22 protein-coding genes are annotated in these 23190 nt (G+C 64.5%); 5 read left to right on the top strand and 17 right to left on the bottom strand.

Going from position 1 to position 23190, the window contains the following annotated elements; all coding sequences use genetic code 11:
* Nucleotides 1–12 precede the first annotated feature (12 nt).
* Together ACSBOX_RS00690 and ACSBOX_RS00685 are read left to right on the top strand one after the other, a co-directional pair.
* Nucleotides 13–1107: a hypothetical protein gene (locus ACSBOX_RS00690; protein WP_442544342.1), complete on the top strand. Its 1095-nt coding sequence runs from the start codon at nt 13–15 to the stop codon at nt 1105–1107.
* Between the two features lie 62 nt (nt 1108–1169).
* Nucleotides 1170–1613: a hypothetical protein gene (locus ACSBOX_RS00685; RefSeq protein WP_442544341.1), complete on the top strand. Its 444-nt coding sequence runs from the start codon at nt 1170–1172 to the stop codon at nt 1611–1613.
* 65 nt (nt 1614–1678) lie between these two features.
* On the opposite strand, the gene ACSBOX_RS00680 is transcribed toward ACSBOX_RS00685, so the two are convergent.
* The 5 genes from ACSBOX_RS00680 to ACSBOX_RS00660 form a co-directional block, all read right to left on the bottom strand.
* Nucleotides 1679–1993: a carboxymuconolactone decarboxylase family protein gene (locus ACSBOX_RS00680; RefSeq protein ID WP_442544340.1), complete on the bottom strand. Its 315-nt coding sequence runs from the start codon at nt 1991–1993 to the stop codon at nt 1679–1681.
* Nucleotides 1990–2889, bottom strand: coding sequence for a helix-turn-helix transcriptional regulator (locus ACSBOX_RS00675; protein WP_442544339.1), 900 nt, complete (start codon nt 2887–2889; stop codon nt 1990–1992). Before ACSBOX_RS00675 ends, ACSBOX_RS00680 begins: the two co-directional genes overlap by 4 nt.
* Nucleotides 2890–2932: 43 nt before the next feature.
* On the bottom strand, nt 2933–3658 hold the full coding sequence (locus tag ACSBOX_RS00670; RefSeq protein WP_442544338.1) for an SDR family oxidoreductase: 726 nt from the start codon (nt 3656–3658) through the stop codon (nt 2933–2935).
* 114 nt (nt 3659–3772) lie between these two features.
* Complete coding sequence (locus ACSBOX_RS00665) at nt 3773–4315, bottom strand: hypothetical protein (RefSeq protein WP_442544337.1); 543 nt, start codon at nt 4313–4315, stop codon at nt 3773–3775.
* A 52-nt stretch (nt 4316–4367) separates the two neighbouring features.
* Nucleotides 4368–4799, bottom strand: a complete 432-nt coding sequence (locus ACSBOX_RS00660) for a MarR family winged helix-turn-helix transcriptional regulator (RefSeq protein WP_442544336.1) — start codon at nt 4797–4799, stop codon at nt 4368–4370.
* 100 nt (nt 4800–4899) lie between these two features.
* Between ACSBOX_RS00660 and ACSBOX_RS00655 the strand changes: the two genes are divergently transcribed.
* Nucleotides 4900–6771, top strand: a complete 1872-nt coding sequence (locus ACSBOX_RS00655; protein ID WP_442544335.1) for an ABC transporter ATP-binding protein — start codon at nt 4900–4902, stop codon at nt 6769–6771.
* A gap of 9 nt (nt 6772–6780) precedes the next feature.
* On the opposite strand, the gene ACSBOX_RS00650 is transcribed toward ACSBOX_RS00655, so the two are convergent.
* From ACSBOX_RS00650 to ACSBOX_RS00625, 6 genes are all read right to left on the bottom strand, one after another.
* Nucleotides 6781–7458, bottom strand: coding sequence for a response regulator (locus tag ACSBOX_RS00650; protein WP_442544334.1), 678 nt, complete (start codon nt 7456–7458; stop codon nt 6781–6783).
* On the bottom strand, nt 7455–10100 hold the full coding sequence (locus tag ACSBOX_RS00645; protein ID WP_442544333.1) for an ATP-binding protein: 2646 nt from the start codon (nt 10098–10100) through the stop codon (nt 7455–7457). Before ACSBOX_RS00645 ends, ACSBOX_RS00650 begins: the two co-directional genes overlap by 4 nt.
* A 72-nt stretch (nt 10101–10172) precedes the next feature.
* Nucleotides 10173–10781: a K(+)-transporting ATPase subunit C gene (gene kdpC, locus ACSBOX_RS00640; protein WP_442544332.1), complete on the bottom strand. Its 609-nt coding sequence runs from the start codon at nt 10779–10781 to the stop codon at nt 10173–10175.
* A gap of 8 nt (nt 10782–10789) precedes the next feature.
* The gene (kdpB, locus tag ACSBOX_RS00635) at nt 10790–12928 is read right to left on the bottom strand and encodes a potassium-transporting ATPase subunit KdpB (RefSeq protein ID WP_442544331.1); all 2139 of its coding nucleotides are present in this window, start codon (nt 12926–12928) and stop codon (nt 10790–10792) included.
* A complete protein-coding gene (kdpA, locus tag ACSBOX_RS00630; protein ID WP_442544330.1) occupies nt 12925–14592 on the bottom strand; it encodes a potassium-transporting ATPase subunit KdpA in 1668 nt (555 codons plus the stop codon). Before kdpA ends, kdpB begins: the two co-directional genes overlap by 4 nt.
* Nucleotides 14593–14598: 6 nt before the next feature.
* A complete protein-coding gene (locus ACSBOX_RS00625) occupies nt 14599–14679 on the bottom strand; it encodes a potassium-transporting ATPase subunit F (protein ID WP_231497388.1) in 81 nt (26 codons plus the stop codon).
* Nucleotides 14680–15080: 401 nt separating this feature from the next.
* On the opposite strand from ACSBOX_RS00625, the gene ACSBOX_RS00620 reads away from it, so the two are divergent.
* Entirely contained in the window at nt 15081–17057 is a 1977-nt protein-coding gene (locus ACSBOX_RS00620) for an amino acid transporter (protein WP_442544329.1), read from the top strand.
* A 32-nt stretch (nt 17058–17089) separates the two neighbouring features.
* Here the strand turns inward: ACSBOX_RS00620 and ACSBOX_RS00615 are convergent, their stop codons facing one another.
* Nucleotides 17090–17326 carry a hypothetical protein gene (locus tag ACSBOX_RS00615; RefSeq protein ID WP_442544328.1) on the bottom strand — a complete coding sequence of 79 codons (237 nt, stop codon included), beginning with the start codon at nt 17324–17326 and terminating at the stop codon, nt 17090–17092.
* Nucleotides 17327–17514: 188 nt separating this feature from the next.
* Here ACSBOX_RS00615 and ACSBOX_RS00610 point away from each other — a divergent pair, with 188 nt between their 5' ends.
* A complete protein-coding gene (locus tag ACSBOX_RS00610) occupies nt 17515–18135 on the top strand; it encodes a hypothetical protein (protein ID WP_442544327.1) in 621 nt (206 codons plus the stop codon).
* A gap of 102 nt (nt 18136–18237) precedes the next feature.
* Here the strand turns inward: ACSBOX_RS00610 and ACSBOX_RS00605 are convergent, their stop codons facing one another.
* From ACSBOX_RS00605 to ACSBOX_RS00585, 5 genes are all read right to left on the bottom strand, one after another.
* Nucleotides 18238–19425, bottom strand: coding sequence for a 4-hydroxybenzoate 3-monooxygenase (locus ACSBOX_RS00605; RefSeq protein WP_442544326.1), 1188 nt, complete (start codon nt 19423–19425; stop codon nt 18238–18240).
* A gap of 113 nt (nt 19426–19538) precedes the next feature.
* A complete protein-coding gene (locus ACSBOX_RS00600) occupies nt 19539–20291 on the bottom strand; it encodes an IclR family transcriptional regulator (RefSeq protein ID WP_442544325.1) in 753 nt (250 codons plus the stop codon).
* Nucleotides 20292–20336: 45 nt separating this feature from the next.
* Entirely contained in the window at nt 20337–20900 is a 564-nt protein-coding gene (locus tag ACSBOX_RS00595; protein WP_442544324.1) for a hypothetical protein, read from the bottom strand.
* Nucleotides 20901–21006: 106 nt separating this feature from the next.
* Nucleotides 21007–21777 (bottom strand): GAF and ANTAR domain-containing protein, encoded by a 771-nt coding sequence (locus ACSBOX_RS00590; protein WP_442546092.1) that lies wholly within the window; start codon nt 21775–21777, stop codon nt 21007–21009.
* Nucleotides 21778–21870: 93 nt separating this feature from the next.
* Nucleotides 21871–22920, bottom strand: coding sequence for an FUSC family protein (locus ACSBOX_RS00585; protein ID WP_442544323.1), 1050 nt, complete (start codon nt 22918–22920; stop codon nt 21871–21873).
* Nucleotides 22921–23190 lie beyond the last annotated feature (270 nt).

The following is a 23190-nucleotide window of genomic DNA, read 5'->3' as shown; positions in this document are numbered from 1 at the left end:
CTCCTGAACTGGATGAGTGTGATCGGAACGCTCATTGTGCCGCGGCCGCTGCACAGCAACCTTTCACGGGTGACCCATTTGGTCACCGCGAAAATCTTCTTTGTCATCACAAAACCCGTCACCTCGTACGAAGCGCGTGATCGGATCCTTGCCTGGCAGTCTCCGATGGCGCTCTTCGTCCGCCTGCTGGTTTGGGTGATCCTGTTCGATCTGTCGTTCAGTCTGCTGCTCCTTCCTTTCGTCGACGGCGACTTCTGGCAAGCCTCAAGCGAAGCCGGCTCCGCAATGTTCACCCTCGGCTACGCTGCCCCATCCAATGTCGGCAACACGGTGTTGGTCTACATAGCCGCGTACACCGGGTTGATCGTCATCGCATTGCAGATCGGTTATCTGCCCACGCTCTATTCGGCCTTCAACAGGCGTGAAGCGGAGGTAACGCTCCTGGTATCGAGGGCAGGCTCACCCTCATGGGGACCGGAGCTTCTGGTGCGCACGCGGTTTGGCATGGCCGCTCAAACCAGCACCAGCGAACTCAGCGAGCTTTACCAAAGGTGGGAGCGATGGGCCGCGGATGTCGCCGAATCACACAGCACGTACCTCACTTTGGTGTGGTTCCGTTCGCCTTCACCGCAATCGAACTGGCTCAACTCCCTCCTCAGCGTCATGGACGCGGCCGCGTTGCAGCTGTCCCTCAGTCCGGGATCTGCCCCGAGCACCCGGGCGCGGCTGGTCCTTCGGATGGGGTTCACCTGCCTGAACCAAGTGGCGCGGGCCATTCGTATCCCGGTCGAGGAAGATCCCGATCCCGATTCCGAACTCGACGTTAAATTCGAAGACTTTCAAACGGCCGTGGAGCTCCTGCAGACCGTCGACTACCCGGTGGAAGTAACAGCGGAACAAGCCTGGCCCCATTTCAGGGGTTGGCGCGTCAACTACGAAAAGGTCGCGTACGCGCTGGCCTACGCGATCGACGCCCCGCCGTCAATGTGGAGCGGACCACGACGCTTCGCGTCCGAACCGATCCCGCCGCACCGGCCGAAGAACCGCACTTCCAAAGACGTCAAGCCGGATGATCCGCAAATGATTGCCCAAAGGAAGACACGGTGACAGCGAGGTGCAAGGATGGCACCACGAATGACCGTTGAGCCCCATCGAAAAGGAGAAGCACCATGCCCATGATCGACGTGTACGCCACGACAGGGACCTTCGCCGACAAGCACCAGCTCGCGATTGATCTGGCAGCGACGGTGATGCGCGTGGAGCAGGTGCCGGATATCCCGATGTTCCGCAAGAACACCGCGGCGTTCGTCCATGAACTCCCGGCGGGAGACCTGTCGAACGTCGACGGCGACAGCAACTACGTGCGCGTGCAGGTCCTCACGAACGCGGGCGCCTTGGACCGCGACAAGCAGCTCGTCTTGGTCGAACAGCTCACCGCGCTCGTCGCAACCGCCGCCGCGGACCCGACCCTGCCCGATCGAACCTGGGTCCTGCTCACGGAAGCGCCCGACGGCGGCTGGGGCCTCAACGGCCACGCGAACACCAACGAGGAACTCATCGCAGCCGCACGTGCGCAGATTGCCTCCCTCCAAGGGCAAACCCCGCAGGCCTGACTCCGGGCAGCAAATCCGGGCGCAACCGGGGTGGGGGCGCCAAGCGCCCCCAAACGCGAACCTGGCTACTCGGCAAATACCTGCTTGGCGACCGCCATGGCGGACATCGCCTTCGGCCAGCCCGCGTAGAACGCCAGGTGCGTAATAGCCTCGCTCAATTCGGCTTCGCTGAGTCCGTTGGCCTTCGCAAGCCGCAAGTGTCCAAAAAGCTGCTCGGTGCTGCCGCTTGTCACGAGACAGGCAACGGTAATCAGGCTCCGGTCCCGCTTGGCCAACTCGGCCCGTTCCCAGACGTCAGCGAAGAGAACGTCGTCGGTAAGTGAGGCCAGTTTTGGCGAGATGTCTCCAACGAGTTGCTGGGCACGGGATTGTTCGGTCATGGGGTTCTCCTCGTTAGTGATTCGTTCAGGGGTGCGGAAGGTCCGGCTTCAGCGGCCTCCACGGGCGCCCAGCTGTTGAGCAACCGGAGTCCCTCCTCGGACCGGGAACCCGGTTCGGCGGCATAGATGAGCAGGGTCAGGCCCTCGTCCGTGGTCAGCTGCATGGCCTCGTAAGTGAGTTCCAGATCGCCGACCACGGGATGCCGAAGGCGCTTGGTGCCGTTGCGGTGGACGAGGACCTCGTGTGAGGCCCAAAGCTGGCGGAAGGGTTCACTGTGGGTCGCGAGTTCACCGATGAGGTCGGTGAGGCCCTTGTCGTAGGGGTGCTTGCCGGCCTCGGTGCGAAGCGTTGCAACCATGCCGCGGGCCATTTCCGGCCAATCAGGATAGAAGTCCCCGGCGCGTGGATCCAGGAAAAGGAATCGAGCGGTGTTTCCCGGCCGTCGGGGATCGACGAAGATCGGCGCATAGAGCGCCCGTCCCAGGCGATTGCCGGCAAGGAAATCGGCTTTGCCGTTCCTGACCCAGGCCGGTGCGCCGATCGAATCGAGTATGCGCTGCACTGCCGGGCGTACGTGGAGAGTCGCCGGGCGCGCGCGGCGGGTGCCGTTGCTGTTGGCTGTGTTGGCGAGATCGTAGAGGTGGGCGTGCTCAACCTCGCTCAGCTGGAGCGTGCGCGCAACCGCGTCGAGAATGCTCTCCGAAACACCGGAGAGATTGCCACGCTCCATGCGCACGTAGTAATCCACGCTCACGCCTGCCAGCATCGCCACTTCCTCGCGGCGAAGGCCCTTGACGCGCCGGTTACGCCCGTAGACGGGAATCCCGGCCTGTTCCGGGGTGACCCGGGCGCGACGCGATGTCAGGAAGTCCTGCACCTCGGTCCTGTTGTCCATTCCGTACCTTAATTTCGACGACGGCGACACACGGCTACGCGATTCAGGCCTGGCCGGCGGGGCGGAGCAGGATCTCGTTGATGGTCAGGCGCGAGGGGCGGCTGACGGCGAACGCGATCACTTCGGCGATGTCCTCGGCGGTGACGGCCACCTGGCTGTACATCGCCTCGGCGCCCGCCCTGGTCTGCTCATGCGTGATGTGGCTCGGCAGCTCGGTGGCAACCGCTCCGGGTTCGATGACCGTGACGCGGACCCCCGGTTGAAGTTCCTGCCGCAGCGATTCCGACCAGCCGTTGATGCCCCACTTCGTCGCGGCATAGACGCCATTGCCGGGCCGGGCCGTCCTGCCCGCGACCGAAGAGATGTTCACCAGGTCCCCGCCGCCGTCGCGGAGCTGGTCCAAAAAGACCTCCGTCGCGGTGATGGCCCCGATGAGGTTCACCTCGATCATCTGGCGGTAGTCCTCCTGCTGATCCGAAGAGAATGGACCGAGCAGCATGATCCCCGCGTTGTTGACCAAGACGTCGGTCCCGCCGAACTCTGCCTTGACCCGCTCCGCGGCCGCCACCAAGGAGCCGCGATCGGTCACATCCGCCTCAATGGCGATCGCACCATCTCCGAGCTCTTCAGCCAACGCCCGAATCCGGTCGGCCCTCCGTGCGAGCAGCGCGACCCGGTACCCATCGGCGGCCAGGGCCCGCGCCGTGGCGGCGCCGATTCCTGATGACGCTCCGGTGATGACGGCAACCCGTCCTTGTCCAGTAGCCATGGTTTGTCCCTCTTTCAGTGAAAGCTTTTCGACTTGCTTTCCATCCTAGGAACGCACATGGGAATGAGGCAGGGTCGGCTATTACCTGTTTCCCGATGACTCCGTGGGACCGGATTAGAGCCGTGGATATCTTCTGAGGCCAACCACTCCGCCCGCGGCAATCAGGGTTCCGCCGAAGGCCAACAGGATTCCAGCGACCGAGACGCTTGGAGCGATGGGATGGTCGCCCTGGGCGGGGGTGCCGGGGTCAATCCGGGACGCGACCGCGGCCGAGGTTGAATTTTGCACCGAGGGGCTCGGGTTGGAAACGGTCGGCGTCGGAACTGCTGCCACGGTTGTAGCGGGTGGTGCGACCTGGGTGGGGCTCGGCTGCGCGGTCACCGCCGGCGAGGGCGTTGACGCGCCACCGGGAGGAACTACGACGCCGGGATCCGGCTGGGGTTGCGGTTGCAGTGGTGGGCTGGGCGTGGCGGACGGGGTGGGTTTGACCGACGGCCGGGGGGACTGGGAGCCGCTGGGAGCACACATGCCAACCACACCTAAGAGGCCCTGTGAACTGCAGTTTGCGGCCCCTGCGGTCTCCGCGGGCGCCAGTGCCATCAGGCACAACGCGAAAGGGAGCGCGACAAGGGCAACTTGAACCTTCCGGCGAGTCATGGCTTCGACTCTACCTACTCTGCGGCAACTTGGCAGGCAGCCGGCGTTGGCCTCAGTCCCGGAGCTGCCCCAGAATCCGGGCCAGCTCGGCGCGATCTTCTGCGCTGAGCCGGGCAAAGTACTCGGAGGACTTGCCACGCCGTTCGGCGCTGATCTTCGAAAAGAGCTCCTGCCCGTCCGCCGTGGCGGCGACGAGGGTGGCCCGCCGGTCCGTGGGATCCGGATCGCGACGGACGAGGCCTTTGACTTCGAGTTGGTCCACCACTTCCGTGGCCGATCGCGGCGCAATGCGCAGCCGTTCCGCCAGGTCCTTCAACCGCATCGGATCCCCCGGTGCGGGGCGCATGAGCGTCATGAGCGCCCGCCATTGGTGCGGCGTCAGCTCCCACGGCGACAGCTGCTCAGCCCAGGTCCGGCGCAACCCCCGGAAAGCGGCATGGAAGAGATCGCCAAGGTCGGCGGAATCAGAGGGCTGTGAGTGCATGCCGTCAGTCTAACAATTTGACCCGTAACCACATAGTGAGGTAACCTCTGTATTAGTAGGCGCGATTCCCGTGCCCCGCTCGCCACTGGAGGTGGTGCTTATGACGGAGAACATACTCACCCAAAATCCCCATCGACCGGGCGCTGGAGCCCGAGGTCCCGGCCGCGGCCCCGCCCGCCTCAATCCTGCGGACCGCACCCAGCTAAATCAGCATCCCGTGAGCCTCAAACGGATCGCGGCGCTGTTCACCCCGCACAAGGCGACCATCGCCGTCGTCGTACTTCTCATCAGCGCTTCCAGCATCATCGGCCTGGCGCAGCCGTTCCTGGTCCGCCACATCATCGACGTCGCGTTGCCCAGCAAGAATCTGCCGCTTCTCGCGTGGCTGGCCGCCGGCTTGATCGCCGTGGCCGCCGCGACCGCGCTCATTGGCGTGCTGCAGACCTGGATGACCACGGGCATGGGCCAGAAGATCATGCACACCCTGCGCACGCGTTTGTTCACCCATCTGCAGAAGCAATCGCTCGGATTCTTTACCCGGACCCGCAGCGGCGAGGTGCAGTCGCGGTTGAACAACGACATTTCCGGCCTTCAGCAAGTCATCACCTCCACCGCGACCGGCGTTGCCTCCAACCTGACCACGGCCATCGCCACCGCGATCGCCATGGTGGCCATTTCGCCCGGGCTCTCGCTCCTGTCCCTGATAGTGATCCCGCCGGCCGTCTGGTTCACCCGCCGGGTGGCCCTGCTCCGGCGCAACATCACGTCCACACTGCAGGGCGAACTGGCCACCATGAACACGCAGGTCGAGGAAGGGTTGTCGGTCTCCGGCGTCCGGCTTTCCAAAACCCTCGGCACCACCAAGCGCGACGCCCACCGCTATACCGAAAGCTCCAAACGGCTGATTGGCCTGGAGATGCGCTCCCAGCTGGCAGGCCGCTGGCGGATGTCAACCATGGGCATCATCTTCTCGGCCATCCCGGCGCTGATCTACCTGGCCGCCGGGCTGCCCGTCACCAGCGGAGGCATGACCATCGGCACGCTCGTGGCGTTCACCGCACTGCAGGGCGCCATCTTCCGCCCCGTGATGAGCTTGCTGGATCTCGGCGTCCAGTGGGTCACGGCGATGGCCCTGTTCAGCCGCATCTTTGAGTACCTGGATCTGTCTCCCGAGATCACTCCCCCGGCGCAGCCCGTCCCGCTGGACCCGGCCGCAGTGCGCGGCGAGGTCCGCTTCGAGGGGGTCCGTTTCGCGTACGACGGCGGCACTGACGTTCTGCTCGACGTCGACCTCACGCTTCCGGCCGGCACCAGCACCGCAATCGTGGGTCCCACAGGCTCCGGCAAATCGACGCTGGGCTCGCTGGTCCCGCGCCTGCATGACGCCACCGCCGGGCGGATCACCATTGACGGCGTCGACGTGCGCGACATCGCTCCGGAGGAGCTGACGAAAATCGTGGGTGTGGTGTCCCAGGAGACGTACCTGATTCACGACACCATCCGGGAAAACCTGCTCCTCGCTGCACCCGGCGCGGACGACGCTGTCCTGTGGAAAGCGCTGGCCTCGGCCCAGATCGCGGATCTGATCGCAAGTTTGCCCGACGGTCTGGACACGATGGTCGGGGCCCGGGGCCACCGGTTCTCCGGAGGGGAACAGCAGCGCTTGGCCATTGCCCGGACCATCCTGCGCAATCCCAAAGTTCTCGTCCTCGACGAGGCCACGTCCGCCCTGGACAACGCCACCGAAGCCCATGTCCAGGCAGCGCTCGACCGGCTGGCGGTTGGCCGGACTACCCTGACCATCGCCCACAGGCTCTCGACGGTGGAGAAAGCCGATCAGCTCGCAGTGCTCTCCGGCGGTGCCATCGTGGAGTTCGGAACTCCCGGGCAGCTTCGCGATACCGGCGGCGCGTATGCGCGGCTCGTCGAAGCCGGGGAGACCGTGGCGTTGGCCGGGTCCGAGGCGGCCTGAAAGCCCGCCTCACGGCATGAACCGGTACCCGATCCCTACCTCGGTGATCAGGTGGCGCGGGTTCCCGGGCTCCAGTTCGAGTTTCCGCCGGAGCTGCGCCATGTACACGCGCAGGTAATTGGCTTCCTTGGCGTAGGCCGGGCCCCACACCTCGCTGAGGAGCTGCTGCTGGGTGATCAGTTTCTCGGGATTGCGCACGAAAAGATCCAGGATCCTCCACTCCGTCGGCGTCAGCCGGACGTCCTCGCCGTCGCGCGTCACGCGTCTCATGGCCAAGTCCACCGTGAACGCTTCAGTCACGAGCACAGGCGCTTCCTCGCCCGGATCCGTGGTGCGCCGCAGGACGGCCCGGAGCCGCGCCAGCAGCTCGTCAAGCCCGAACGGCTTGGTGATGTAGTCGTCCGCTCCGGCGTCCAGGGCTTCCACCTTGTCGTCGGAGCCGTGACGTGCGGAGAGGACCAGGATGGGCACGCTGCTCCACTCACGCAGGCGCGAGATGACCGTGGTTCCGTCGATATCCGGCAAGCCCAGGTCGAGGATCAAGACGCCCACCGGGTGCTGGGCGGCAGAGCGCAAGGCTGATTCGCCATCGGACGCGGTGGCCACGTTGTAACCGTGGGCTTGGAGCGTAATCCGCAAGGCCTTGACGATATGGGGATCGTCGTCCACTACCAGGACGTTGCTCATATCGTCTCCTTGGAGGCGCTATCCGGACTGCCCGACGGCGGCATGTGGCGGCGTTGCAAGAGAACCGATTGCGCTTCCATGGGTGCTTGCGCGTCCGCGTGCGGGAAAGCGATCCCCGTGGATAGCGGAAGTCGGATCACCATGGTCAGGCCGCCGCCCGGAGTCTCTTCCGCAGTGAGGGTGCCTCCCATCGCTTCCGTGAATCCCTTGGCCACGGCGAGTCCCAAGCCAACCCCGGTGGTGGAAGGGACGTCGTTGAGCCGCTGGAACGGTTGGAACATCCTGACCACGCTTTCGGCGGGGACCCCTTGGCCGTGGTCGATGATACGAAGTTCCCCGGACGGCCTCCCGTCCAGGGTGGACGAACTGAAGCCACCCGCGGCTCCCACCAGCACAACATCGGAATCCGGGGCGTACTTGATGGCGTTCTCCACGATGTTCGCGATGACGCGCTCCAGCATGCCGGCGTCGGCGTCGATCTCCGGCATATTGCCCGGCAGGTCCACCCGCACCCGGCCCGGCGGCACGCCATGGAGGGCTGTGGGGATCACTTCGTACCAGCGCACCGGGCGAATCAGTGCGTTCACGGAGTCAGAGGTAATGCGGGACATGTCCAGGAGATTCCCCACGAGGACGTCCAGCCTGTCCGAGCATTCCTCGATGGTTGCCAACAGCTCCTGTTCCTCCTCCGGCGTGTAATGGACGTTGCTTTGCCGCAAGCCGCCCACGGCCAATTTGATCCCGGCCAGCGGAGTCCGCAAGTCATGGGAGACGGCCCGCAGGATGGACGTGCGCATGGTGTTGCTCTCGGCCAAGCGCATGACCTCACGCCGGCTCGCTGCGAGTTGTCGCCGCTCAAGTTGCGCCGAAAGATGCGCTCCGAAAGCGCTGAGCAATCGGCGGTCGCTGGCCGGCAGGATGCGGCCGGACAGGACCAGCCGGGTCCCGGCGTCGATCTGCTCCGTATTTTCGCCGCCGTCGGCAGGGAACGGCGCCGCCTCTCCGGCCTTCGCGACGAGGCGCCACCCGCTGGCAGGGACGGTGCCGGCCGAACCCGCGGCCCTGTACAACGCCGCGCCGCGCATCTGGAACACGTCCAGCGCTTGCTTCAAGAGTCCTTCGACGGTGTCCTCGGCGCTCGACGCCCCACGCGTGAGGTCACCCAGGGTGGTGGCCTCGGCACGGGCGCGGGCGGCTTCCTTGGAACGCCTCGCCGAGACGTCCACGACGGCGGCCACAGCGGCTGAAACGCCCACGAAGACCAGCAAGGCAAGAATGTTCTCGGGATCGCTGATGGTCAGGGTTCCCACGGGCGGTATGGAGAAGAAGTTCACCAACAGGCTGCTCCACAAGGCACCGAGCAGGGCGGGCCATAACCCGCCGACCAGTGCCACGGCAACCGAGCCCGTGAGCTGGACGAGCACCGCCGTCGCAATGCTGTGCGAAGGACTCGCGGCAAGGAGGAGCTGCAGAAGAACGGGAAGGACCACGGCCATTGCAAGGCCGACGATCACCCTGGTGCGGCCAAAGTCCCGCTGCCGCGGACGGTCGACGCCCCGTCCACCCAAAGGATGCGAAACCATGTGCACGTCAATATCGCCGGAGTCCCGCACCACCCGGTTGCCGATCCCTCGGCCCGTCAGCCGGGCAACGAGGCTCCGGCGTCGCGAAATCCCGACGACGATCTGGGTCGCGTTCACGCTGCGGGCGAAGTCAAGCAAGGCCTTCGCTGGATCCTCCCCCGCCACCGTGTGGTAGCTGCCACCCAAATCCCGGACCAACAAGCGCTGGGCTTCCAACGCCTGCGGGGATTCCGATGCCACGCCATCCGCGGCGCGGACGTGCACCGCGAGCAAGTCGCCGCCGTTGACGCGCTTGAGGATCCGGGCAGCCCTGCGGACGAGGACTTCCCCTTCGGGCCCGCCCGTGAGGCCGATGACTATGCGTTCGCGGGCGGGCCAGCTCGCCTCGATCCCCTGCTCCGAACGGTACTTCGCAAGGCCTTCATCCACGCGGTCGGCCAGCCACAGCAGCGCCAGTTCCCGCAAAGCCGTCAGGTTGCCCATCCGGAAGTAGTTGGACAGCGCGGCGTCGATCTTGTCCGCCGAGTAGATCTTGCCGTCGCCCAACCGCTGCCGCAACAGCTCCGGTGAGATGTCGACAAGGTGGATCTGGTCGGCACGCCGCACCACGTCGTCGGGCACTGTTTCCGCCTGCCGGACGTCGGTGATGGCACTCACGACGTCACCGAGGGATGCCAGATGCTGCACGTTGACGGTGGAGAGGACGTTGATGCCGGCGTTGAGCAATTCCTCGACGTCCTGCCAGCGCTTGGGGTTGCGGCTTCCGGGGATGTTCGAGTGGGCGTATTCATCGACGACGGCGGTGCGCGGCTTACGTGCCAGGACCGCGTCGACGTCCATCTCTTCAAAGCTGGTGTCCCGATACGCGATTCTGTGCGGTGGAATGACTTCCAGTCCGTCCATCAAGGCCCGGGTGTCGCTGCGCCCGTGATCCATGGCGAAAGCCACCGCCAAGTCTTCGCCACGCCCGCGCAGCCGGTGGGCCTCTTCAAGCATGGCGTAGGTCTTCCCCACCCCCGGGGCTGCCCCGAGGAAAATGCGCAGCGTTGCCCGTGCCATGTGGTCATTCTTTCACTTGTTGAACGCGGGGGTTGCCCGCCGGGCTGGCCGCGCTCCCTTGGCCGATTTCCTCTATTTGACGGCCGCTGCTGCGACGTCCAGGTTCAACTCCGTGACGTTCACGGACGGCTGTCCCAGGAAGGCCTCGAGTCCCGTAACCGTCCGGCGGTCCACCATGGCCTGCACGGTTTCAGGACTCAACCCGTGCGCCTTGGCCACCCTGGGCACTTGGAGGCGGGCATAGGCTACCGAGATCTGCGGATCGAGCCCGGAACCGCTCGCCGTCACGGCGTCGGCTGGAACGTCGGGCTCCTTGACCCCTTCCGCGGCGGCGACGGCGGCGCGGTTGGCTTTGACGGCGTCGAGCAGTTTGGGATCGTTGGGTCCCAGGTTGCTGGCGGTAGACGCGCCCGGGTCCCACTTGGCCGCCGAGGGGCGGGCGTGGAACCACAGCGGGTTCTGGATGCCGGCGTCGTTGGCGGAGACTTGGGCAATCAGTGCCGAAGCAGCGGGCTTTCCGGATGCGTCCCGCACGATGGAGCCGTTGGCTTGGAATGGCGCAACGGCCTGGCCGATACCGAAGATCGCCAGCGGGTAGATCAATCCAAGGACGACGGTGGCCAGGACCAGGAACCGCAGGGCCGTTCCTGCTTGCCGCAGATAGCCGGGAAGGGTGTTCATGGTAGCTCCTAGCCGATACCGGGGATGAGGGAAATGAGCAGGTCGATGAGCTTGATCCCGATGAAGGGAGCCACGAGTCCGCCGAGGCCGTAGATTGCGAGGTTCCTGGCCAGCGCCTGGTTCGCCGAGACGGCACGGTATTTGACGCCGCGCAGGGCGAGCGGAACCAGGGCGATGATGATCAAGGCGTTGAAGATCACCGCGGACAGGATGGCCGAAGAGGGCGAGGCCAGGCCCATGATGTTCAAGAGCCCGAGTCCGGGAAAAGCGCCCGTGAAGAGGGCTGGGACGATCGCGAAGTACTTTGCGACGTCGTTGGCCACCGAGAACGTGGTCAGGGCGCCGCGGGTGATGAGCAACTGTTTGCCGATGCCCACAATGTTGATGAGCTTTGTGGGATCCGAGTCCAGGTCCACCATGTTGGCCGCTTCCTTGGCAGCCGGGGTGCCCGAGTTCATGGCGACGCCGACATCCGCAGCGGCGAGCGCGGGGGCGTCGTTGGTGCCGTCGCCGGTCATGGCCACCAGCCGGCCGTGCGCCTGTTCGTCCTTGATGACGGCCAGCTTGTCCTCGGGGGTAGCCTCGGCGACGAAATCGTCGACGCCCGACTCCGCGGCAATTGCCTTGGCCGTGATGGGGTTGTCGCCCGTGATCATGATCGTCCGGATGCCCATCCGGCGCAGTTCGGCGAAGCGGGCGTGCATGCCCGGCTTGACCACATCGGCGAGGTGGATCGTGCCGAGGACCCGGGCTCCGCCGTCGTGCCCGACGCCGGCCACCAACAGCGGGGTGCCGCCCTGGGCGGAGATTTCCCGCACCTTGCGGTCCACCTCGGCGGGCGTCTGGCCGCCGGCGTCCGCCACGAACTTCGCGACGGCGGTTGCGGCGCCCTTGCGGATCTTCCGTCCATCGAGATCCAGGCCGCTCATGCGCGTGCTTGCGCTGAATTCGACAACCGCGAACTCTTCCGAGCCCTTTAGTAGAGCGGCAAGGTCCGGGCCGCCGACGCCCTTTTCCGCTGCGAGATCCACGATCGAGCGACCCTCCGGCGTCTCATCGGCGAGGCTGGACAGCCGGGCCGCTTCGATGAGTTCAGACGTCTCGACGTCGTGGGCGGGGAAGAAGTTGACCGCCCGGCGGTTGCCGTAGGTGATGGTGCCGGTCTTGTCGAGCAAGAGGGTGGTGATGTCTCCCGCGGTCTCCACGGCGCGGCCGGACGTGGCCAGGACGTTGTGCTGCACTAGGCGGTCCATGCCGGCGATGCCGATGGCCGGCACGAGCGCCCCGATCGTCGTCGGGATCAGGCAGACGAGCAGCGCCACCAGGACGATCGGCGACGGGGTTGCCCCCGGCAGTGAAGCGAACGGCGCCAAGCTCATGGTGACCGCCAGGAAAACGATCGTCAGCGAGACAAGGAGGACGTGGAGTGCGATTTCGTTGGGCGTCTTTTGCCGGACGGCGCCTTCCACAAGCTTGATCATCCGGTCGATGAACGTTTCGCCCGCTTCAGCCGTAATGCGCACGGCGATGCGGTCCGAAAGGACCTTGGTACCGCCGGTCACCGAGGAGCGGTCGCCTCCGGATTCGCGGATGACGGGCGCCGATTCACCGGTGATGGTGGATTCGTCCACGCTCGCCAGGCCTTCGATGATCTCACCATCGGAAGGGATGACGTCCCCGGCTTCGCAGATGACGACGTCGTTCTTCCGCAGTTCCGTTCCCGGCACTTCCTTGAGGGTGCCGTCCTCCAGGCGAAGCCTTGCAACGACGCCTTTCCTGCTGGCCCGAAGACTGTCTGCCTGGGCCTTGCCGCGGCCCTCGGCGATGGCTTCCGACAAAGTACCGAAGAGCACCGTCAGCCAAAGCCAGATCGTCACGGAGATGCCGAACACGGCGGGTTTGAGGATGCAGATGGCCGTGCAGAGAGCCGCCCCCACCAACACGGTGAACATCACCGGAGAATGGATCATCTGGCGCGGCCCCAGCTTCCGTACCGCGACCGGCAAGGCGGTCCGGATGCTGGCAAAGTCGAGCTTGGCCGGTGCCTTGGTGTGGTGCTTGTGCTCCCCCGGAGTGCCCAGGGGATTTCCGTCGGCGTAGGTCTGGGCGGCGGTGTCCGAGGCTAATGCCGTGTTGGACCGGGTCATTTGAGGAGTCCTTCTGCGAGGGGGCCTAGGGAGAGGGCCGGGAAGTAGCTCAGGGCGGTCATGATCACCGTGACGCTGAGCAAGAGGGAGCCGAAGAGCCAGCCGTGGGTGGGGACCGTGCCGGACGACGCCGGGATCCTGGGCTGTTTCGCGAGGGAACCCGCCAAGGCAAGCACCAGCACCATGGGCAGGAAGCGGCCAAGCAGCATCGCGATTCCAAGCATCGTTGACAAGTACGGGCCGGAGCTGGTGATCCCGCCGAAGGCCGAGCCGTTGTTGTTCGCCCCGGAGGTGAACGCGTAGAGCACTTCGCTGAATTGGTGCGGACCGGAGGCCGGGGCGTTGGCCATGGCGTCGGGGAGCAGGACCGTGACGCCGGCCGTGGCCAGCACCACCACCGGCGTCACGAGGATGTACATCGCCGTGAGCTTCATTTCCCGGGGTCCGATCTTCTTGCCCAGGAACTCCGGGGTGCGGCCCACCATGAGCCCGGCGATGAACACGGAGACAATCGCGAGGATGAGCAGGCCGTAGAGCCCGGATCCGGTGCCGCCCGGGGCAACTTCGCCGAGCATCATGTTCACCATGGTGATGCCGCCTGCCAGCGGAGGGATGGAATCGTGCGCGACATTGATGGCGCCCGTGGACGTCAGCGTGGTGGCCGTGGCAAAGATTGAACTCTGGGCCGCGCCGAAGCGCTGCTCAAAGCCCTCCCCCAGACCGCCTGCCGCTGCGGTTGCCGTCCCCTCAGCACCGGCAAAGGCCCAGCCCATCAGGACGGTGGACGCCAGCCAGAGCGTGCCCATGACCCCCACTACCGTGTATCCCTGCCGTTGGTCTCCCACCATGCGGCCATAGGCGTACGGCAGAGCGGAAGGGATGAGAAGGATCAGGAAGACCTGGAACATGCTGATGAAGACGTTCGGGTTCTCGAACGGGTGCGCAGAATTGGCGTTGAAATAGCCGCCACCGTTGGTGCCGAGGATCTTGATGGCCTCCTGGGAGGCTACCGGCCCACCGGGGATGGTCTGGGTGACACCTGTTGCTTGGTTGACGACGTCGGTGGACCAGAAGTTCTGCACCACACCGCCGATCACCATCACGACGGCCGCGAGCGCAGCCATCGGGAGCAGCACGCGGAACGAAGTGCGGGCCAGGTCCACCCAGAAATTCCCCAGCTTGTCCGTCCGGGTTCGCGCGATGCCGCGGATCAGGGCCACCACCACCACGATTCCGACGGCGGCGGAGAGGAAGTTCTGCACGGCCAGCAGGCACATCTGCACGAAGATGCCCATGGTGGTTTCAGGCGTGTAGGTCTGCCAATTCGTGTTCGTGGCAAAGGAAATGGCCGTGTTCATGGCCGTCCACGGATCCACGCCCGGGAGGGAGTTGTTCCCAGGGAGGACGCCTTGGAGCCGCTGGAGAAGGAACACCACAAGGATGGACACCGCAGAAAAGACCAATACACTGCGCAGGTAAATCGACCAGCGCTGTTCGGCCCCGGCATCCACCCCGGCCAGCCTGTAGAACAGCCGCTCCACGCGGGTTGACTTCTTGCCCTCAAACACGCGGGCAAGATAGACGCCCAGGGGCTTGTGCGCCAAAACCAACAGCAGGAGCAGGACGGCCACCTGGGTGACGAAGGAGGCAATGCTGAAAACCATCCGGAATCACCACTTTTCCGGGTGGATCAAGACGGCCAGCAGGTAGCCGAACAGACAAAGGCCCGCAATGAACAGGACCAACCACATCACGGCGTCCGCGCTCACTGCCCGTTCACCGGCCCATCGCCGTCGACGATTTTGCCCAGAAGGTGGGCAATCCACATCACGATCCCCATGGACACCACGAAGATCCCCACAACAGCCACGTCGGCCATTGGAACGTCCTTTCATCAACGCCCCGTTTGCGGGGCTGATGCCAGTCAACTCCTCGGGTGGCGGTGAAAATCGGTTCCTGATGGTTCCTTAACACCGCAGGGCCGAATCTTGACGGCTTCTTAACAGGTGCGGCTTCTTTCGGCAGCCCCGCGGCTTCCGGGACATCGCCGTTAAGGATTCATCAAGATCGGCTTCAACCAGCGAAAACACCTGTAGTCGGTGCTATCTTCAGCAATGATCGCGGTGCCTGCGCGTCGCGCGGAAAGGACACCATGACTACCTTGAGCAGGCCACCTGCTGATCCTTCGGCATCACGGCCAGGGGGCATGGCCTCGTTGCGGACATGGCTGCTGTTCGGACTGCAGGACTCCAAAGGATCGCACCAAGGCCCCGGCGCGGTGGGCGATTCCCATCTGAAGAAGCATTCGTGGTGGCAGGTCATGTGCCTCACTGGCGTCGACTATTTCTCCAGCCTGGGTTACGCGCCGGCCATCGCCGTACTCGCCGCTGGCGTGATTTCCCCGATCGCCACCTTGGTCCTGGTTGGCCTCACTTTGCTTGGCGCCCTTCCGGTCTACCACCGGGTGGCGGGCGAAAGCCCCCGCGGTGAGGGATCAATTGCCATGTTGGAGCGCCTGATGCCCCGCTGGACCGGCAAGTTCTTCGTCTTGGTGCTGCTGGGCTTCGCCGCGACGGACTTCATGATCACCATGACCCTTTCCGCAGCAGACGCCACTGCCCACCTGATCGAGAACCCGATTGCGCCCAGCTGGTTGCAAGGCCAGAATGTCGCGGTCACGCAGTTCCTGCTAGCACTACTCGCCGCCGTCTTCCTGCGGGGATTCAAGGAAGCGATCGGTGTCGCCGTCGCCCTCGTCGCCCTTTATCTGAGCTTGAACGTCGTGCTCGTGGTGGTCACATTGGCAGAAGTCCTTACCCATCCCGTGGCTGTCACCGACTGGTGGACGGCGCTGTCCTCCTCCCACGGAAACCCGCTGATGGTGGTTGCCATTGCCTTGTTGGTCTTCCCGAAACTGGCGCTGGGCATGTCCGGCTTCGAGACCGGCGTCGCCGTCATGCCGCAGATCAAAGGGGCCCCCAGCGACACCGAAGACAATCCCGTCGCCCGCATCAAGGGCGCCCGGAGGCTCCTCACCTCAGCCGCGGTGATCATGAGTTCGTTCCTCCTTGCCACCAGCTTCATCACGGTGGTGCTGATCCCGGAGAAGGAATTCCAGCCCGGCGGCCAGGCGAACGGCCGCGCCTTGGCATTCATGGCGCACGAGTACCTCGGGGTGGGGTTCGGCACCGTCTACGACCTGAGCACCATCGCCATCCTCTGGTTCGCAGGCGCCTCGGCCATGGCCGGCCTTTTGAACCTGGTCCCCAGGTACCTCCCGCGCTACGGCATGGCTCCGGAGTGGGCCAAAGCAGTGCGTCCGCTGGTCCTGGTGTTCACCCTCATCGGGTTCCTGATCACTTTCCTGTTCAACGCCGACGTCGACGCCCAGGGTGGCGCGTACGCGACCGGTGTTCTGGTGCTGATGACCTCGGCAGCCGTGGCGGTGACGCTCTCGGCCCGCCGTTTGAGGCAGCGCAAGCGCACGATCGGCTTCGGCGTCATCGCCGTGGTCTTCCTCTACACCACGGTCGCCAACATGTTCGAGCGTCCCGAGGGCATCCGGATCGCCGCGATCTTCATTGTGGGCATCATCGTGATCTCCCTGCTTTCCCGGATCCGCCGTTCCTTTGAACTACACGCCACCCACGTCCACCTGGACCGCCAGGCACTGGAATTCATGTCCACCAACCTGAGCGGCCCGATCGCTCTCATCGCCCACGAACCCCTCCGCCTCACCGCCGAGGCCTATAGGGACAAACTCACCTCAGCCATCGAGGTGAGCCACATCCCGGTGGACTACCAGGCACTTTTCCTCGAAGTGATCGTGGACGATTCCTCCGACTTCGAAACCGCGCTTGAAGTCCGTGGAATCACGCGCCACGGACACCAGATCCTGGAAGTCCACGGCCCCGTGGTCCCCAACACCATCGCGTCAGTGCTGCTGCACATCCGCGACGTGACCGGCCTCATGCCGCACATCTACTTCCGCTGGACCGAAGGAAATCCGGTCATCAATCTCCTGAAGTTCCTGTTCCTCGGCGAAGGAGAGATTGCCCCGGTCACCCGCGAAGTCCTGCGGGAAGCCGAACCCGACATCAGCCGCCGACCCTGGGTCCACGTCGGCTGAGCGCGGCTTCGCGGCGCCCCGGGCGGGTGCTGTCAGGGCCGCTCGGGAACCTCGCCGTTCGCTACCGCCTCTATCCAGTCGACCGCCTCGTCCGAGAAATAGAACCCCGAAGGCCCACTCCGACCAACCCACCACGCATCGGAGGTGACGATGCCTCCAACTTGGGTGATCTCGGCAACCACATCCGGGGGGACCGCGTCGCCGTTGTTCTCGATCAGCCATTTCCGGGTGGACGGCTTCAGCTTCGGCCACCAGTGCTCGATACTCATGGCCGAAGTCTGACATGCCTGCCCCCATTTGCTCGAGCCCTGACCGTTAAGAGAGTGCTAAATCTGTGACTGCGGGTATATGGATCCCATTAAGATCCGGGAGGCCGCTTCGTTTGGTGATGTGATGAAAGCGAGGAATCCAAGACCAGCGGGGCCTTGGACCGGTCCTCCCAGGAGATGGATTCACCATGAAGCGCATTGCCTTGATCAAGGGAACGGCACTCGATGCCGCGGTCCCGGGCACGCGTCCGAAAGACTACGTCGTGGTCGATGACATCGGCGAGTTCACCTACTACCCGTCCGAGACCGCCATGCTGGAAGACCTTGAGTACGTGGACGAAGCGGCCTGCATCCTCGACCGGGAAGGCAACGACTGCAGACTTACCTTGGACAAGGACAGGAACCTGTGCCTTGGCCCGTCGTTCGGGCCGGTGGAATTCAGCTGGCTCCGCCAGGCGTGGATGAACAGCCGGCACCGGAATCTGCAGACTCATCGCTTGCAGCGTTTCTACCCCTTGAGCCGGGAGGCCCTCGTGGCCGAATTGTTTGAAACCCTCACCCTCGAACGCGCCCGCAATGCCAACGGGACACCGTGGGTGCTGGACGTAGGTGGGGAAGAAACGCACCCGGCCACGCTCAGGGATGTCGATGGGGTCCTCGCGGGGCTGGACCATCTTGAAGAGGCCACGGTGCGGGACCCTTTCGGCCATGAGTACCGGCCCGTCCGACACCAAACACACCGCTACCTCGCCCCGGGCGCTGGTTCGATCTACTACGTCGAGGTTCCAGCGCTCAGGACGCGCAATTAGCCAGCTGACAAGGAAAAGGCACGACGACACCCGGATACGCGCCGCGTCAGTCATTCGGGGTGTCGCCGGCGAGCATCCGTGTCGCCAGCCGCGCGTCGCCAGCTACTTCCCGCCCGGCCAACCCGTGTACGACTCAGCCAGGTACGCCCGGGCGTGCCGGGACGAGACCACGGAGCGGAGCTCGCCGAGCTGGCGGGCACGGCCGAAGTCGTCCGAACCGGGAACGGTGTGCAGCATGGACGTCATCCAGTAGGAGAAATGCTGGGCCTTCCAGACACGTTCCAAGGCACGGTCGCTGTAAGACTCGAGCAAGCCGCCGGAACCGTTCGAGTAGAAGGATTCCAGGCCTTCGAAGAGCATTTTGACATCGTGCAAGGCCAAATTGAGGCCCTTGGCACCCGTCGGCGGGACAGTGTGGGCGGCGTCGCCGGCCAGGAACAGGTTCCCGTGGCGCATCGGGGCGTGGACGAAGCTGCGGAACGGCAGGACCATCTTCTCCAGGACAGGTCCCTCCTTGAGCTCAAAACCGTTTCCGTTGACGCGTTTGCGGAATTCGGACCAGATGCGCTCGTCGTCCCAATCGGCCACGTTTTCCTTGGGGTCGCATTGGAAGTACATGCGCTGCACGTTCTCGGTGCGCTGGCTGATCAGGGCGAAGCCGTTCCTGGAGTTGGCGTAGATCAGTTCGTCCGAGCTGCGCGGGGCCTGGGCGAGGATGCCGAACCAGGCGAAGGGGTATTCGTGGAAGTACCATTTCCGGGTGGCCTCGGGGATCTGGAAGCGGCAGTGGCTGCGGGAACCGTCTGCGCCCACCAGGAAGTCCGCCCGGATCTCGAATTCCTGGCCCTCGGCGTCGGTGAACCAGACCTTCGGTTTCCCTTCGAGGTCGTGGATGGCGGTGTCCGTGACGCCGTACCGGACGTCGCCGCCGTCGTCCTTCCGCCGCGCGGCGAGATCGAGGAAGACCTCCGTCTGCGGGTAGAGCCACACGGACTCCCCCACGAGCTCCTTGAAGTCGATCCTGTGGCTTTCGCCGTTGAAGCGCAGTTCGATCCCGTCGTGCCGGTCGCCGTCGCGCAGCACCCGGTCGGATACCCCGCTTTCCACGAGCAGGTTCACCGAGCCGTGTTCCAGGATTCCCGCACGGACTGTTTCGGCGATCTGCTGATGGCTACGGACCTCGATGACGGTGGATTCGATCCCCGAGGTGGCCAGCAGATGGGAAAGCATGAGGCCGGCCGGGCCTGCGCCCATGATGGCCACTTGGGTGGTGATGATCTTGCGTGCCATGGTGTTCCTCGCTTCATTGCGGAATCGCGCCTCACGGGCTGCGGTGGTTCTGCTGATCAGTGTGACCCCCGCCGCATGGTCGGCGTTATACGAATTCCGTTCAACGGAAATACTTAGGCGTCCCGTCGCTCCCCAAGTTGGCGGGCGATGCCGCGTGCCGCAGTCTGCAGCGCAGGCACCAGGGCCTGCAGGCGCATTTCCGCGAGCGGAACCACGACGCCGAGCGCGGCTACCGTGCGCCGCTTGCGGTCCGTGACCGGCACCGCGATGCCCCACGTGTCCGGATCCACCACGCCCGCGAGCTGCGCGTACCCCTGCTGGGCGGTTTCCGCCAAAAGGTGACGGACGACGTCGGCCGTCACCTTTCCCGCGGGGTCGCTGAACTGCTTGAGGTACTCGGCCTGCTGTTCCCGCGGCTGGCCAGCCATCAGTGCCAGCCCGGCCGAAGAGATGTGGACCGGCATGCGGCCGGCAACGCGGGCGCGGTTGGCCACAGATCCCCGGCGGGACAGACGCTCGACGAACAACGCTTCCCAGCCATCGAGCACGGCAAGGTTCACGTTCTGGTTCAGCACCTGCTGGATATCCTCCATGAACGGCAGGGCCGCTTGCCGGAGGGCCAGGGTTGGCGAATTCCGGTTCACGAGTTCCCACAACCGCAGGCCCAAGCGGACACTACCGCCTGCCCCGAGCTCCAGGAGTCCATGATCGGCGAGCTGCCGGACCAATCGATGGGCGCTTGTGAGGGGCAGGCCGGCGGTGTCCGCTACGTCGGAAAGCCGTAGGGACGTGGAGCCTTCGGGGAACGCCTCGATGATCCGGACGATGCGGTCCACCACTGAATCGCCCGATGCCGAGTTTGCCACTGCGCCTTCACCACTTCCACGTTTTCCATTGAATGGTGACCTAGCTTAGACCGGCTCAGGCGCATCCGCTGAGCCGTCCCGGGTTTCCCGCCGCGAGATCTCCAGGCCGATCGCGTCGTAATGCGCCAGCACTACCGGAGAGACAGGCGTGTTGGGCTGGTCCAGGAGGCCAAAGGCGAAATCGCTCGCGGCAAGAAGTTCTTCATCGGAGCACTTGTCGAGCGGCTGGAGTCCTGCCGCATCGATCGAGGCGGCGAACTCGCCGGTGATCTCGATCGATTTCACTCCCGTTGCGGCCCCGAGCGGGAAACCGGCAGGCTTGTCCGTGAATTCGAGTGAAACTCCGGATCCGGTGGCGAGGCCGACTTCCGTGGTACCGCCGTCGATCGCATTGAGATCATTGCGGAGCCCCGCCAAGGCCTGCGATTCGACAATCGCGGCGTGGGAAAAGCCCACTCTGATGTGGGAGGTGATGCCCATTCGCCGGATCCGGCGAACGATGTGTACGAGTGCTGGCCTCGAATCTTGATTCAGGCTCCCCCGAACGTCGATTTCGACGGCGTCGGTGGAAACATCGAATTTTACGAGGGCGTGCAATCTACGGTCCATAGGTACTCCAAATAAGGGTGTCTATGGCCGACGGCTCAACCTTGAGAAGGTTATCCTCTGGCACCGCCGTTGTACACCCCGCGAGGTGACCAACTGCGGGCCGGACTCACCCTGCCCGGGTGCGTCCCGGCTCCTGGGCCGGTTCTTCGAAGTGGGTCAGGGTGCCCGCGGCGTCAACGGAATCCACCAAGGACTTGGCGATATCGCGGAGTTTCACGTTGCGGTTGCTTGAGGCCTCCGTCAGGATCCGGACGGCGTCCTCCTGGCTGCAGCGGCTCTGTGCCATGACAATTCCAACAGCGATATCGATGACCGTGCGGGACTCCATTGCTGCCCGGAGATTCTTTGCACTATCCGCATGCAGGGCGAACCTGATCGCAAGACGCAGGGCCTGCGATACCTCACGGGTGTACCCGCGGGCCCGATCTGCGGCCCTTTCGTCGAACTTGTGCGGGGCCTCGGAGTACAGGTTGAGCGCCGCTTTGGCCTCTCCCTCCAGGTCGAAAGGCAACGACAACACAGACCTCAGTCCGTGCGACGCAACGGCGTTCGCATAGTCAGGACCCCATCGGTTCTCCTCGAGGAGGTCCGGCACGTGGACTTCGCGTTCCTCTTCGGCTGCCGTCAAGCATGGCCCCTGGGCCAAGGAGTACTGGATCTCGTCTACTTCACGGGCTTCATCACTGCTCCAACCAATCGTGAGTGCCTTCCGCTCGCGCAAGAGCGTGATCCCGCAGAGCGCGTCATCGCCGTCGCCCGCCATCTGGTGGGCAGAAAACCGCGCCAGTTCGTTGAGGAAGTCCTCGAAGTCGGCGCTCTCCAGGATCAGGTTCTGGATCCGGTCGATGGTGGTCCAGGTGGAATCTGCAGGAAGCATGGCACGTTCTCCCGATGAATATGCTGATTGGGGCATGTGGAAATAATAAGTCCCTTTACATAAGGTCCCACACCGCTGGCGATTGAGAAATGCCTAACGGGAAAGGAGTTCCCGGAACCGCGACCATGCCCCGGGCGCCAAGACCACCACGAGGCCGACGACGGCCCCGATCACCGTCTCGACGATGCGGTCCCGTAGCAAGACCCCTGGCGGTACGTTGGCAACCAGCAAAGTGGAAATGAGCGCCAGCGGCGTGACGAATATCTGTGCCACAAGATATTGGCGCGCGATGAAGAGTTCGGCCCCGAACTGGCATGCGGCAATCACCAACACCATCTGCCATGGCGCCGGGCCGAGCCAAAGAATTCCGGCCAACACCAGCAATCCCAGCAGGGTTCCCACGATCCTCTGGATTCCCCGTTGCACCCGATGCCGGGTACTGCGCCCTACCAACGGAACCACTGCCGCCACCATGGCCCAATAGCCGTGTCCGAACCCGAGCCATTGCCCGGCCAAGGTAGCAAGCGTTCCGGCCAGACCGGCAGCAACGAAGTAGCCCAACCCCTCCAGCCACGCAGCCCGGATTTCCTGCGGCAACAGCCTTTCCGCAAGTGGCCGCTTCCAGGGTGTCCGATGGCTCGGGACCAGGCGCGCCGACATCCCGATCAGCAAAGCCAACCCAGCGGTCACAACGGCGGCAAGCATCCCCTCCCAAAGCGGCGGCTGCTGGGGCACGGAGGCGATCGCGGCAAAAGCGAAAATGTGGAAGAGGGAACCTGCTGGGCGAAGCCGCCACAGGGCAGTCACCACGGAGCAAAAGGCTGCAACCAACGTGGTGCCGAGCGTGAGGATCCACACGTAGGCGTCCGAGCCCTGTCCAATCCTGGCGGTGAGGGTGGCGAGCAGGATGATGCCGAGCAGGAGCGAGCCGGCCCGGAGCTGGCTTCGAAAACGGTGGCTATGGGGCTCGTTGCGGCCATAGATATTCGTGAACGCCGCAAAGCTGGCGAAAACAACAAGGTCCAGCCGCCCGAACAGCACGAGGGTGATCAATGGCAGGAAGACGCCCACAGCGCAGCGTACAGCCGGGTGATGGTCCTTGTTGCCGGGACCGATCCTGAACATCTCCGCCAGGGCGTTCACTGGATTGCCTGCCTCTGTTTTGTTTCTCTTGAGCGCTGTAGGGCTCAACTAATCCCCACCGCCACCCTCGCCTCGCAAGCTCGGCCAGGGAACCCTGGCGGCGTGGGCCCACGACGGCGGCACCGGCATCCGGTCCGAGCTTACGCCGGACGGCCCCAGGAAGCCCGATCGCCTTCCGTTGAATGACATAAATATTGCCGTGGGTGTGACCCCTGAACGGCTTCGATTGATAGTCTCGTTTCGGTTGTCACCAGCCAGGCCGGGGGCTCA

Source organism: Arthrobacter sp. KN11-1C, from assembly GCF_052180225.1.
Lineage (GTDB): Bacteria > Actinomycetota > Actinomycetes > Actinomycetales > Micrococcaceae > Arthrobacter.
This window is presented reverse-complemented; position numbering and strand designations above follow the sequence as displayed.